Below are 12,533 nucleotides of genomic sequence, written 5' to 3'. Positions count from 1 at the left end.
GATCAAGCTGGACCGGTGAGGATCGTGGTCACGTTGATCGGGTGGCGGCTGCGGTCGGGTCACGCATGTGCCTCGTCGGGCTCTGTGCGGGAATCCGCCATCGGTGTCCCCTGCTGGGTCCGGGTCCGTGTGCCCCAGCGTTCAAGCGGGGGGCCGGCAGCTCCGACTGCCGCGAAGAACACGGCGAGGAGCAGCCAGCCAGTAGTACCGAGACCCAGCACAAGGGTGGTGAGGATGGCCGGAGCCAGCGCCTGTCCCGCGCTGAAGCCAAGGCCGAGGAGTCCTTGGTACTGACCTTGGGCGTGCTCTGGCGCGAGGCCGAATCCGAGGGCGAATCCAGCCGAGGATTCCCATATTTCTCCGAGGCTGTGGATGCAGATCGCCGCGATCACGAGGCCGGCGGCCACCCAGACGGGAGCGTGCGCGGTCAGAGCCATCAGCGGACAGCTGATCAGGAAGAGGAGCCCCGCGGTGCGAAACGCCCGGCCGCCGTCGCGAGGGGTTTCGATACGGGAACCAATTCTGGTCTGCAGGAGGACACAGACGCCGGCGTTCATCGCGGATACCGCGGCCACGGTCCAGCGTGGTGCGTCCGTGTGTTCCGAGATCCAGATCGGCAGCAGCAGCGACACGACTGGGTACTGCAGGCCCATGGCCCCGAAGAGGGCTGTGAACGCCACGAAGGGACGGTCGGTGAGCGCCATCCAGCGGCGCTGCTGCGGCGGAGGCGCCAGCGCTCGGTAGTTGGGAAGCAGGAACAGGAGCAGGGCACAGAGCGCGAAACTGGCCGCATTGCCAAGGATCAGCACTACATAGGCGGTGCGGCTATTCGCTGCCACCGCGAGGCCGGCGCCGACGGTGCCGAGAACGACGCCCAAATTGACATACGTACGCAATTTGGCCCGGAAGAGCGCCGGTTGGTCGGGTCCGACCCGGACAACGAGGGCTCCCCACGCCGCTCCTCCCGCGGAGGCGGCCAGTTGGTCGATCGTGGCGATGGCCGCGAGAGCGGTCCAGCTCTCGACGAATACGAGGGCAGACATTGCCACCGCTTGCACGGCAAGAGCCAGCATCATGACCGCGCGAGGACCTCGCCGATCAGCGAGGTGGCCTCCCGGAATCCCGGCGAGCAGGCCGATCAGACCGGCGACGGTGAGGGCGACGCCCACCTGCGCCGCCGGGAGTTGCACGACCAGGGTGAAGTACAGCGCTGCGGCCGTGTTGAAAAGGCCGTTGCCGACTCGGTTCACGAAGCTGGCCAGGATCAGCACTCGTTCCGACCGGTTGTCTCCCGCCATGCGAGCTATTCGTCCGGCTGATCTCCCCTTGATCATGAGTGCAGGCTACAGCGGCCGTACGAGGCCATGCGTCGCCATACGAGGCATGCGTGCAAGCGGTCCCCGAAGGGTCCGGTCGGCGAACGCTGGGATGCGAACCTTCACGAGATCCGGCCGCTGTCATTGCATCATGTAGACATGATCACCATTCATCTGAAGTACGAGATCGACGCCGACAAGATCGAGGACTTCGAGGAGTACGGCCGCCGCTGGGTTGGGCTCGTCAATCGTTTCGGCGGGACGCACCACGGCTACTTTCTGCCGAGTGAGGGCGACAGCGACATCGCGTACGCCCTTTTCTCGTTTCCCAGTCTCGCTGCGTACGAGCAGTACCGTACGGACAGCATCTCTGATCCGGAGTGCCAGGAGGCGTTCGAACTGGCTCGCCGGACGCACTGCATCAAGCGGTATGAACGCCGCTTCCTCCGGCCTCTGGGCGGCGTTTCCTAAGCCCCGGGGGGTGCGGGGTGTGACCGTCATGAGCGGCTGCGCGCAACGATGCTCTCTTGTGGTTACCGATGAACCATAAGAGAGTGAGAGCCGAACTGGAAGAACGCACTCTTAAGGTGGCTGGGGAACTCAATGGCGACCAAGCAGCAGCTCAAAGGCCTGCCCGAGGATGCCGACCTGAGGCGTGCGGACTCCCTGGCGCGGGAGATCTTCTCGGACGTCGCCAACAAATGGGCGCTTCTGATCATCGAGGCGCTCGGTGAACGCACCCTGCGCTTCAGCGAGTTGCGCAACGAGGTCGAGGGTGTCAGCCACAAGATGCTCACCCAGAACCTGCGCATGCTGGAACGCAACGGATTGGTGAGCCGCACGGTGTACCCGACCGTGCCGCCGCGGGTCGAGTACACCCTTACCGAGCCGGGTAGGGCCCTGCGCGCCGCGGTCGACGCCCTCTGCGGCTGGACTCACCAGTACCTCGGTCACATCGAGGACGCGCGCCATCGCTTCGGCACCTGACTGGGCGCCCCGGTTCGGCCCCCCGGTTCGGGGTGCCGCTCGGGCTGCTGTGTCACGGGCCGGGGCGTCGCTGACGTCGACCGTCTTTGACGCTCACCCCTCCTGCTGGGCGTCGATCTCGGCGATCAAGGCCTCGATGCGCGTCTTGATCTCGTCGCGGATCGGGCGTACGGCCTCTATGCCCTGGCCCGCGGGATCTTCCAGCGCCCAGTCGAGGTACTTCTTGCCGGGGAAGACGGGGCAGGCGTCGCCGCAGCCCATGGTGATGACGTAGTCGGACGCCTGGACGGCCTCGGTGGTGAGGATCTTCGGCTTCTGGGCGGAGATGTCGACGCCGACTTCCTGCATGGCCTCGACCGCTGCCGGGTTGACCTGGTCGCCGGGGACCGACCCGGCGGAGCGGACCTCGATCCGGTTGCCCGCGAGGTGGTTGAGGAACCCGGCGGCCATCTGCGAACGCCCCGCGTTGTGGACGCAGACGAAGAGCACGGAGGCGACGGGAGAGGTGGTCATGGGCTCTCTTCTTTCGTGGTGATGAGTTGTCAGCAGAGTCAGCAAAGTGATGGGCGGCGGACGGTCCTACCGGTCGGTCCTACGGGTTTCACGGGTCCTGTCGGTCCCATGGGTCCTACCGCTCCCACGGGTCCCACCGGGTCCTGTGGTCCAGCCCGGACTGGTATCAGCTCCCAATGATGTGACAGTATCAGCCCATGCTGACTTCAGTGGATGCTGATGTGATCCGGGTGCTCGGCGACCCGCTCCGTCTGAAAATCGTGACCCTGCTCGCCCAGGAGACGCTCTGCACGACGCACCTGGTGGAGGAGACCGGCGCCAAGCAGACCAACCTCTCCAACCACATGAAGGTGCTGCGCGAGGCGGGCCTGGTGGAGACCGAGCCGTGCGGCCGCTTCACCTACTACAAGCTGCGCCCCGAGGTTCTGGCCTCGGTCTCCGCTCAGTTCGCCGAGCTCGCCGCTTCCGCCCGCGGCGCCGCCGCCAACAAGAGGGCCTGCTGATGAGCCGCACCGACACCACCCCGCAGACGGATCAGGGCGCCGCGTCCGGCGAGGGCATCGTCGCCAAGCTCTCCACACTCGACCGCTACCTGGCCGTGTGGATCCTGCTGGCCATGGCCGTCGGCCTGGGGCTCGGCCGGCTGATCCCGGGCATGAACGACGCGCTGGCGAAGATCGAGGTAGGCGGGATCTCGCTGCCGATCGCGCTCGGCCTGCTGGTGATGATGTACCCGGTCCTTGCGAAGGTGCGCTACGACAAGCTCGACACGGTCACCGGCGACCGCAAGCTCATGGCCTCGTCCCTGGTCATCAACTGGATCGTCGGTCCGGCCGTCATGTTCGCGCTGGCCTGGATCTTCCTTCCCGACCTGCCCGAGTACCGCACCGGCCTGATCATCGTCGGTCTGGCCCGCTGCATCGCGATGGTCATCATCTGGAACGACCTGGCCTGCGGCGACCGCGAAGCCGCCGCCGTCCTGGTCGCGCTCAACTCCGTCTTCCAGGTCATCGCCTTCGGCCTGCTGGGCTGGCTCTACCTCGACCTGCTGCCGGGCTGGCTCGGCCTCGGCGACGGCGAGCACCTCGACATCTCCATGTGGAAGATCGCGCTGAACGTCGTCATCTTCCTCGGAGTCCCGCTCCTTGCCGGATTCCTCACCCGCCGCATCGGAGAGAAGAAGCTGACCCGCGAGACGTACGAGTCCGACTTCCTTCCCAAGATCGGCCCATGGGCGCTGTACGGGCTGCTGTTCACGATCGTCATCCTCTTCGCCCTCCAGGGAAAGACGATCACCTCGCAGCCGCTGGACGTCGTACGGATCGCGCTGCCGCTCCTGGTCTACTTCGCCGTCATGTTCTTCGGAACGTTCCTGCTGGGCAAGGGCCTTGGCCTCGCCTACGACCGCACCGCGACCCTCGCCTTCACCGCCGCGGGCAACAACTTCGAGCTGGCCATCGCCGTTGCCATCGCCACCTTCGGCGTCACCTCCGGCCAGGCCCTGTCCGGCGTCGTCGGCCCGCTCATCGAAGTGCCGGTGCTCATCGGCCTGGTGTACGTCGCCCTGGCCTGGCGCAGGAAATTCAGCGCCCAATCGCTGACGACGGCCCCGTGACACACACAACGGACGTGGTGGTGATCGGCGGCGGGCAGGCAGGGCTCGCCGCCGGATACCACCTGCGCCGCGAGAAGCTCGACTTCGTCATCCTCGACGCCCAGAACGACCCGGGCGGGGCCTGGCGACACACCTGGGATTCCCTGCACCTCTTCTCCCCGGCGGCGTTCTCCTCGCTGCCGGGACGGCTCATGCCCGCCCAGAGCGGTGAGGAGTACCCGGACGCTGGACACGTCGTGGACTACCTGGCCGACTACGAGCAGCGCTACGGCCTGCCCGTGCTGCGCCCGGTCCGCGTTGACGCCGTACGTCCGGAGGGCGGGCGGCTGCGGGTGGAGGCGGACGCGGGCGTCTGGTCGGCGCGGGCGGTCATCTCGGCGACCGGCACCTGGTGGCGCCCGTTCTGGCCGGCTGTCGCGGGCCGTGAGGTGTTCACCGGGCGTCAGCTGCACACCACCGGCTACCGGCGGCCGGCCGACTTCGCCGGTCAGCGTGTCATCGTGGTCGGCGGAGGGAACTCCGGCGCGCAGATCGCCGCCGATCTCGCCCTGGCCGACGCCGAGTTGACCTGGGTCACCCAGCGCCCGGCGCGTTTCCTGGCCGACGACATCGACGGGCGCGCCCTGTTCGACGCCGCGACCGCCCGTCGCCGTGCCCTTGACGCGGGCGCAGCCGATACGGGCGGGGTCGCCTCACTCGGTGACATCGTCGCCGTCTCCCCGGTGCGCGCCGCTCGCGACGCCGGACTCCTCAAAGCCCAGCCGATGTTCCAGCGCCTCACCAGCGGCGGAGTCGAATGGGCCGACGGGACAACCGCGCTCGCGGACACGGTGATCTGGTGCACCGGCTTCAGGCCCGCCCTGTCCCACCTGGCACCGCTGGGCCTGCGAGGCGCTCGCGGGCACATCGTCACCGAGGGCACTCGCGCAGTGGGAGAGCCCCGCGTACACCTGCTCGGATACGGAGACTGGATCGGCCCCGCCTCCGCCACCCTGATCGGAGTCGGTCGCACGGCCCGGGAGATGGCCCGTGACGTCGCACTGCTTCTGACGCGCTGAACACCCGCCGCGATATTGGCGATCCAGGATTCCCTGAATTCAGGATCTCATGTACTGTCGAGGCGTGCTGATGCCCGTTGCCTCCGACATCGACGTGCTGGCTCGTTTCGGCCGCGCGCTCGCCGACCCGATCCGTTGCCGGGTCCTGCTTACGCTACGCAAGGCCCCGGCCTATCCCGCGGATCTTGCCGATGAGCTCGGAATCTCCCGAACCAGGTTGTCCAATCACCTGGCCTGCCTGCGCGACTGCGGTCTCGTCGTCACCGTCGCGGACGGGCGCCGCATCCGCTACGAGCTTGCTGATGAGCGCTTCGGCCACGCCCTGGAGCATCTCCTCGCCGCGGTGGTGGCGGTCGAGTCGGACGGGACCTGCCCGGACACCGCCGAGAAGGAGTGCTGCTGATGACCGCGATATCCCTCGGCCCCACCCCGTCCCGCCGCGACGCGCTCACCCGACGGATACGCCTGCTGGTCGCTGCCACGATCGCGTACAACGTCATCGAGGCTGTCGTCGCGATCACCGCCGGGACGATCGCTTCCTCCACCGCGCTGGTCGGCTTCGGCCTGGACTCCGTCGTCGAGGTCTCCTCCGCCGCTGCGGTCGCCTGGCAGTTCTCCGCGCGCGACCACGCGCTGCGTGAGGCTCGGGAGAAGACCACTCTGCGGATCATCGCCGTCTCCTTCTTCGCCCTCGCCGCCTACGTCACCGTCGACGCCGTACGCGCACTGGCGGGCACCGGCGAAGCCGAACACTCCGTGGTCGGTATCGCGCTCGCTGCCCTGTCCCTGGCGATCATGCCGTTCTTGTCCGCCGCTCAGCGCAAGGCCGGGCGCGAACTGGGCTCCGCGTCCGCCGTCGCCGACTCCAAGCAGACTCTGCTGTGCACCTACCTGTCGGGCGTCCTGCTCATGGGCCTGCTCGCGAACTGGCTGTTCGACTGGTCCTGGGCCGACCCGATCGCGGCCCTGATCATCGCCGCCGTCGCGGTCAAGGAAGGCCGAGAAGCCTGGAGAGGCGAGGGCTGCTGCGCCGTACCGCTCCCCGCCGAAGCCGAGCAGGCGCACGATGCATGCGGTTGCCGCCCCGGGTGCGAGTGCTGCGCCTGACCGGAGTCGCCACTGAATCAAACTGATCGACCGGAGCGAGGGCAAGGCCGCGAAGAACCGACTCCACCTGAGGACGAGGTGACCAGACCGAAACTGGGTGGTCGGAACTAGGGCCTGTTGCGAAAGTGCTGGTCACAGCCACTCGTTGACGGTTGCAACCAGCACGCTCGCGTGATGGCGGACCGTGAGCCGCCCCATAATGCCGTGCAGTCGTGCCGGACAACGGGAGACACTGGCGCGGTGAATCAGCTTCAGGAGATCGCGGGATTGGCCGGTGGTGTGCTGGGCGGGGATCTCATCGGCGCCTACCTTCACGGATCTTCCGTGCTCGGAGGCCTCAGACCAGCCAGCGACCTGGACGTACTGCTCATTTCCCGGAGGTCGATGAACGAGCGGGAACGACGGGCGCTTCTCGGTGGCCTGCTCGGGATCTCTGGCTCCGGGAACAAGACCCGCCCGGTCGAGCTCACCGTGGTAGTCCAGTCCGGGGTCCAGCCATGGCGATACCCTCCGACCTGCGACTTCCTGTACGGCGAGTGGCTGCGCGCCGAGTACGAGGCCGGGAAGGTCCCCCGGCCGGAGCCGATGCCCGACCTGGCCGTGCTGATCACGATGGCACTGACCGGCGACTACCCCCTCGCCGGCCCACGGCCGACACAGATCCTCGGCCCCGTCCCGCACTCCGACCTGGTCCGGGCAAGCGTGGCGGGCATCCCCGACCTGCTCGACAACCTGGACGCCGACACCCGCAACGTCCTGCTGACCTTCGCACGCATCTGGTCCACGCTCACCACCGGCCAGATCAGGCCGAAGGATGCTGCCGCAGACTGGGCCCTCGCCCAGCTCCCTCCCGAACACCGCCCCGCTCTCGAGCACGCCAGGCAGCTCTATCTCAACTGCCGCTACTCCGATGAAAGCTGGAGCGAGACGTTGACGGCACAGGTCCGTCCGCTTGTGGACCACGTGCTCGCCGAGATCGACCGGTTGAGCACCCGGAGCCAGCGGACATAAGAACCGCTCCTGAGGTCCTGATCGCCGAGAGTGTTCCGACTGCGCTGGTCACAGCCACTCGTTGATGGCCGCGACCAGCACAGTCGCCTCATAGCGGACGGCGAGCTTGTCGTACCTCGTAGCCACGGCTCGGTGGCGCTTGAGGCGATTGATCCCGCACTCCACCGCGTGGCGCTCCTTGTAGTCGTCCTTGTCGAACTTGGGCGGGCGCCCGCCACGGGAGCCGAGCGTCCTGCGGTTGCGGACCTGGTCCGCCTTCTCCGGGATCGTGCAGCCGATCCCGCGTCTGCGCAGGTAGGCCCGGTTCGCGCGGGAGCCATACGCCTTATCCGCACGGACCCTGTCCGGCTTGGTGCGCGGCCGGCCCGGACCCGTGCGGGGCACCCGGATGCGCTCCAAGACCGGCTGGAACTGCGGGCTGTCATGGCGCTGGCCAGCAGTGACAAGCAGCGACAGTGGCCTTTGTCCCTGCTCCACGGCCAAGTGCAGCTTGGTGGTCAGCCCGCCGCGCGAACGCCCGAGACCGTGATCCTCCGGTTCGGTGAAGACGCCGCCCGGAGGCTCTTTCTGAAGAGCCCTTTTTTACGCGCGCCAGCGGCGTGCTGATGAGCGCGGGCGATCGTGGAGTCCACGCTCACATCCCACGTGATCAGGCCTTTTGCGTCAGCCTTGGCCTGCAGCTGCTCGAAGATCTGTTTCCAGGTGCCGTCACGCTGCCACCGACGGAACAGGTCGTAGGCCCGGCCCCAAGGCCCGTAGCGTTCGGGGAGGTCACGCCACGGCGCACCGGTCCGGGTCCGCCACCGTATGCCGTCGATCAGCTGCCGATGGGCCCAGGTCCGAGGGCGGCCCGGCTTCTTGCCCACCGGCAGCAACGGCTCCAGCCGCTCCCACTGGCCGTTCGTCAGATCGCCACGTCCCACGGACCGTGAACATCTATGACCTTGATCCACTTTCGCAACAGGCCCTAGGCCACGGGCGAGCGCCCACTTTGGGCGCCTACGCGATGCCACCGTTGCTCATCAGCAGCTGACCGTTGATCCACCCGCCCTCCCTGGAGCACAGGAAGTCCACAAGGTGCGCGGTGTCCTGCGGAGTGCCGAGCCGGCCGAGCGGGGTGCTGCGGACGCAGTGCTCCCGCACTTCCTCGGGCATCCAGCCGGTGTCGACCGGCCCGGGGTTGATCGCGTTGGCGCTCACGCCGAGGTGGGCGAGTTCGTGTGCGGCTGCCAGGGTGATGCGGTCCAGGGCACCCTTGCTGGCCCCGTAGGGCAGGTTGCCGACGGTGTGATCACTGGTGAGGCTGACGATCCGGCCCGTTCCCCGTTCTGCGGCGAAGCGGCGTCCGAACTCGCGAATGAGCAGCCAGGTGGCGCGCGCATTGACGGCGAAGTGCCGGTCGAAACTCTCGACGGTGGTGTCAAGCAGCCCAGAGTCGACGGACTCGCAGTGACTCATCACCAGCGCGGTGACACTGCCCATCTGCCGTTCGACCTCGTCGAAGACGCGTGCCGGGGTATCCGGGTCGGCGAGATCCGCCTCGATCGCGGTGGTGGACGCACCGAGTTCGGCCAGGGACCGGCTGATCACGTCGGTCGCGCCGGGCTCGCTGCCCCAGCTCATACGGTCGTCGTAAGGGGTCCAGTAGGTGAAGGCGATGTCCCAGCCTGATGCGGCCAGCCGGCGGGCGATACCCGCGCCGATACCGACGGTGCGGCCCACCCCGGTGATCAGGGCCAGCGGGCGTTCGGCCGATGAGCCTTCTTGGTGGGCAGGCTGGTCATGAGCGGTGTTCGTCGTCACGGGCCGGATGCTTCACGAACAACACCACAGCGTCAATCGCTTTCGTGGGGGAGGGCAAGCAGGTCTTCTGGCGCGCCGGTGGCGGGGTATGGCCAAGTGCCTCGACGCGCTGAAGGATTCCCCGGCGTGCTGCCGCTGACCGGCGCCCGCCGTCAGCCGCGCAGGTCGAGCATCGCCGACATCGCAGCGACCACGGAGGGCGCCACCTTGTAGTACACCCAGGTCCCGCGGCGCTCGGAGGTCAGCAGGCCCGCGTCTTTCAGCTTCTTCAAGTGGTGGGAGACGGTCGGCTGGGAGACGCCGACGTCGGAGATGTCGCAGACGCACGCCTCGCCGCCCGGGTGCGAGGCGACCTTGGAGAACAGGCGCAGCCGCACCGGGTCGGACAGCGCCTTGAACATGCCGGCCATCCGCTCGGCGTCCTCGAGCGACAGCTCTCCGGCGGTGATGGGCGGGCAGCACGGCACCACGGCGTCGGCGTCCAGCACCGGCAGTTCCACAACCTTCGACTTCGACATATGTCTATGTTGACACTCATCGATACCAGTGGCAAGCTCCACCCAGCGGAAGGCATCGACAGACATCGAAATAGGAAGTCCGGCGTCGCCCGAGCGGCGAAGACGCGCCGGCACACGCAGTCGGCGGCCTCACCCGCGCCCGCTCACCCACTTCGCCCCGCCCTGAGGAGACCGAGCATCATGAGCACCCAGCAGCTTCCCGTCGTCGTCATCGGAGCCGGCCCCATCGGCCTGGCCGCGGCCGCCCACCTCGTCGAGCGCGGCATCGAACCCCTCGTCCTGGAAGCGGGGGACAGGGCCGGAGCGGCCGTACGCGAGTGGAGCCACGTGCGCCTGTTCTCCACCTGGGGCGAGGTCGTCGACCCCGCGGCCGAGAAGCTCCTGGCCCCGACGGGATGGGTCAAGCCGGACGCGGCGACCTATCCGACCGGCGGCGACTGGGCGCTGAAGTACCTGCAGCCCCTGGCCGACGTCCTGGGCGACAAGGTCCGCTTCGGCTCCACGGTGACCGGCGTCTCCCGCCAGGGCCGGGACCGCGTCGTGGACGCCGACCGCGACCAGCAGCCCTTCACCGTGCACATCCAGAGGGCCGACGGCAGCGAGCAGCGGCTCACCGCCCGCGCGGTCATCGACGCCTCCGGCACCTGGTCCACGCCCAGCCCGATCGGCGGCGACGGCCTGCCCGCCCTCGGCGAGCGCACCGCCGGTGCGCGTGTCTCCTACCGCGTACCCGACCTCATGGATCCGGTCGTACGGGCGCGCTACGCGGGCAAGCGCACCGCCGTGATCGGCTCCGGCGCCTCCGCGTTCACCGCTCTCGCCTACCTGGCCGACCTCGCCAAGGGCGCCCCGCACACCCACGCGGTCTGGGTGCTGCGGCGCGGCATCAGCGGCTCGACCTTCGGCGGCGGCGAGGCGGACCAGCTGCCTGCCCGCGGGGCGCTCGGCCTGGCGGCCAAGGCGGCGGTGGACGACGGTCACGCCGACGCCGTCACCGGATTCCGCACCGATGCCGTCGAGGAGAGCGGCAAGCAGCTGGTGCTCCTGGCCGAGGACGGCCGCCGCCTCGACCCGGTCGACGAGGTCATCGTCCTCACCGGCTTCCGCCCCGACCTCTCCTTCCTGGAGGAGCTGCGCCTGGGCCTGGACGAGCGGCTCCAGGCCCCGGTCGAACTGGCCCCGCTGATCGACCCCAACCAGCACTCCTGCGGCACCGTCTACCCGCACGGCGTGGGAGAGCTCTCCCACCCGGAGAGGGACGTCTACCTGGTCGGCATGAAGAGCTACGGCCGCGCCCCCACCTTCCTCGCCATGACCGGCTACGAGCAGGTCCGCTCCATCGCCGCATCCCTCGCCGGAGACCAGGAAGCCGCGGAGCGCGTCGAGCTGACCCTGCCCGAGACCGGGGTCTGCGGCGGCGCGGGCCTGTTCGACGAACCGGCCGGCGCCGAAGAGTCGGGCGGCGGCTGTTGCGCGACGCCGTCCACCCTGCAGATCGGCGTGGGCGCCCAGGCCGCCACATCGGGCGGCTGCTGACCAGGTGCCCGCCGCCGACGCGAGCGCGGCCGCGGCCAAGACGACACTCGCACCTGGCGACTCAAGGCCAGAGAAGCCTCAGTCATCTGCTGCCACAACAACCAAGGAACGAGCCGCGGTTCGAACCGGCTGAACCCAACGCGACCGGCCATACGCGGCGGGCCCGCCACCGTGGAGGTGGCGGGCCCGCCCAAGTACCGTGAAGGGGAGGTGGTCAGGAAGCGAGAGCCCAAGCCACGGACTGTCCCGGCATGTCACCCGTCGTGGTTCGATCCGCACACTGCCCACAGCCGACGTGCTGCGCGCAGGTCTGCGGTTGCGCCTGCTCGCCTTGGGCCTTGCGTACGGCCAACCAGACCGCGATGTAGGCAGGCCCGGTCGTAATCAGGGCTACAGCTATCTCGGTGAAAGCCATCGGTCTCACCCCCAGGCACGCTGTCGTATCCACCTCACCTTACGGTCCGAGGTGTCGGTCGGCAGCAACTTGCCGGATCGGGCCCTGAACATGGCTGGATGTGGGCGCCGGGGCACGCCGCTCGGGTGCACACTGATCGCTTTGCCCGCTCCGTCGTGCGCCTGGTCGCGCGGCCCGGCATTGACTCCCGGTTGCCGCGCGACCTGGGGCAGTCTTAGTACTGCTGGGTCTCGACGAACCCGGCGTCCGCGTCGTCTGCGGCGCCGAGGGAGTCCACGGCGGCGACGGGGTCGAACCCGGGCGGGCTGTCCCTGAGCGCGAGGCCCATGCCGTGCAGCTTCGCCTTGATCTCGTCGATCGACTTCGCGCCGAAGTTGCGGATGTCGAGCAGGTCCGCCTCGGAACGGGCCACGAGCTCGCCCACGGAGTGGATGCCCTCGCGCTTGAGGCAGTTGTACGACCGAACGGTGAGGTCCAGGTCCTCGATCGGCAGTACCAGGTCGGCGGCGAGTGCGGCGTCGGTGGGCGAGGGGCCCATGTCGATGCCCTCGGCCTCGACGTTGAGCTCGCGGGCCAGACCGAACAGCTCGACCAGGGTCTTACCGGCGGACGCCATGGCGTCGCGCGGGCGCATGGCCTGCTTGGTCTCGACGT

General features: G+C 68.5%; 15 protein-coding genes. 9 read left to right on the top strand and 6 right to left on the bottom strand.

Annotation, left to right across the window (positions count from 1 at the left end; all coding sequences use genetic code 11):
* Positions 1 to 59: 59 nt before the first annotated feature.
* Positions 60 to 1,271, bottom strand: a complete 1,212-nt coding sequence (locus AB0I94_RS36445; protein ID WP_363314071.1) for an MFS transporter — start codon at positions 1,269 to 1,271, stop codon at positions 60 to 62.
* 204 nt (positions 1,272 to 1,475) lie between these two features.
* Here AB0I94_RS36445 and AB0I94_RS36440 point away from each other — a divergent pair, with 204 nt between their 5' ends.
* Together AB0I94_RS36440 and AB0I94_RS36435 are read left to right on the top strand one after the other, a co-directional pair.
* The gene (locus AB0I94_RS36440) at positions 1,476 to 1,787 is read left to right on the top strand and encodes an NIPSNAP family protein (RefSeq protein ID WP_363314070.1); all 312 of its coding nucleotides are present in this window, start codon (positions 1,476 to 1,478) and stop codon (positions 1,785 to 1,787) included.
* 132 nt (positions 1,788 to 1,919) lie between these two features.
* Positions 1,920 to 2,303, top strand: coding sequence for a helix-turn-helix domain-containing protein (locus AB0I94_RS36435; RefSeq protein ID WP_363314069.1), 384 nt, complete (start codon positions 1,920 to 1,922; stop codon positions 2,301 to 2,303).
* Positions 2,304 to 2,396: 93 nt separating this feature from the next.
* Here AB0I94_RS36435 and AB0I94_RS36430 read toward each other — a convergent pair whose 3' ends face one another.
* Positions 2,397 to 2,816 carry an arsenate reductase ArsC gene (locus AB0I94_RS36430; protein ID WP_363314068.1) on the bottom strand — a complete coding sequence of 140 codons (420 nt, stop codon included), beginning with the start codon at positions 2,814 to 2,816 and terminating at the stop codon, positions 2,397 to 2,399.
* A 197-nt stretch (positions 2,817 to 3,013) separates the two neighbouring features.
* On the opposite strand from AB0I94_RS36430, the gene AB0I94_RS36425 reads away from it, so the two are divergent.
* The 6 genes from AB0I94_RS36425 (at position 3,014) to AB0I94_RS36400 (ending at position 7,607) form a co-directional block, all read left to right on the top strand.
* A complete protein-coding gene (locus AB0I94_RS36425; protein ID WP_363314067.1) occupies positions 3,014 to 3,319 on the top strand; it encodes a metalloregulator ArsR/SmtB family transcription factor in 306 nt (101 codons plus the stop codon).
* Positions 3,319 to 4,431 carry an ACR3 family arsenite efflux transporter gene (gene arsB, locus AB0I94_RS36420; RefSeq protein ID WP_363314066.1) on the top strand — a complete coding sequence of 371 codons (1,113 nt, stop codon included), beginning with the start codon at positions 3,319 to 3,321 and terminating at the stop codon, positions 4,429 to 4,431. The genes AB0I94_RS36425 and arsB overlap by 1 nt, the downstream gene beginning before the upstream one ends.
* Positions 4,428 to 5,489, top strand: a complete 1,062-nt coding sequence (locus tag AB0I94_RS36415) for an ArsO family NAD(P)H-dependent flavin-containing monooxygenase (protein ID WP_363314065.1) — start codon at positions 4,428 to 4,430, stop codon at positions 5,487 to 5,489. The genes arsB and AB0I94_RS36415 overlap by 4 nt, the downstream gene beginning before the upstream one ends.
* 67 nt (positions 5,490 to 5,556) lie before the next feature.
* A complete protein-coding gene (locus AB0I94_RS36410; protein WP_363314175.1) occupies positions 5,557 to 5,892 on the top strand; it encodes a metalloregulator ArsR/SmtB family transcription factor in 336 nt (111 codons plus the stop codon).
* The gene (locus tag AB0I94_RS36405; RefSeq protein ID WP_363314064.1) at positions 5,892 to 6,596 is read left to right on the top strand and encodes a cation transporter; all 705 of its coding nucleotides are present in this window, start codon (positions 5,892 to 5,894) and stop codon (positions 6,594 to 6,596) included. The genes AB0I94_RS36410 and AB0I94_RS36405 overlap by 1 nt, the downstream gene beginning before the upstream one ends.
* Positions 6,597 to 6,836: 240 nt before the next feature.
* Positions 6,837 to 7,607: an aminoglycoside adenylyltransferase family protein gene (locus tag AB0I94_RS36400; protein WP_363314062.1), complete on the top strand. Its 771-nt coding sequence runs from the start codon at positions 6,837 to 6,839 to the stop codon at positions 7,605 to 7,607.
* Positions 7,608 to 7,655: 48 nt separating this feature from the next.
* On the opposite strand, the gene AB0I94_RS36395 is transcribed toward AB0I94_RS36400, so the two are convergent.
* From AB0I94_RS36395 to AB0I94_RS36385, 3 genes are all read right to left on the bottom strand, one after another.
* Positions 7,656 to 8,530 (bottom strand): IS5 family transposase gene (locus tag AB0I94_RS36395; protein WP_363314061.1). Its coding sequence is split into 2 segments (ribosomal slippage): positions 7,656 to 8,140 and positions 8,140 to 8,530, totalling 876 coding nucleotides; the frame shifts between segments, so codons are not numbered across the junction.
* A 76-nt stretch (positions 8,531 to 8,606) separates the two neighbouring features.
* Positions 8,607 to 9,410, bottom strand: coding sequence for an SDR family oxidoreductase (locus AB0I94_RS36390; protein WP_363314060.1), 804 nt, complete (start codon positions 9,408 to 9,410; stop codon positions 8,607 to 8,609).
* 152 nt (positions 9,411 to 9,562) lie between these two features.
* Complete coding sequence (locus tag AB0I94_RS36385) at positions 9,563 to 9,928, bottom strand: metalloregulator ArsR/SmtB family transcription factor (protein ID WP_363314058.1); 366 nt, start codon at positions 9,926 to 9,928, stop codon at positions 9,563 to 9,565.
* 180 nt (positions 9,929 to 10,108) lie between these two features.
* On the opposite strand from AB0I94_RS36385, the gene AB0I94_RS36380 reads away from it, so the two are divergent.
* Entirely contained in the window at positions 10,109 to 11,464 is a 1,356-nt protein-coding gene (locus AB0I94_RS36380; protein WP_363314057.1) for an NAD(P)-binding domain-containing protein, read from the top strand.
* A gap of 629 nt (positions 11,465 to 12,093) precedes the next feature.
* On the opposite strand, the gene AB0I94_RS36375 is transcribed toward AB0I94_RS36380, so the two are convergent.
* Positions 12,094 to 12,533, bottom strand: a 440-nt coding sequence (locus AB0I94_RS36375; protein ID WP_363314056.1) for a DNA-directed RNA polymerase subunit alpha C-terminal domain-containing protein, incomplete at its 5' end; no start/stop codon positions are given.

Source organism: Streptomyces sp. NPDC050147, assembly GCF_040660195.1.
Taxonomy (GTDB): domain Bacteria; phylum Actinomycetota; class Actinomycetes; order Streptomycetales; family Streptomycetaceae; genus Streptomyces.
This window is presented reverse-complemented; position numbering and strand designations above follow the sequence as displayed.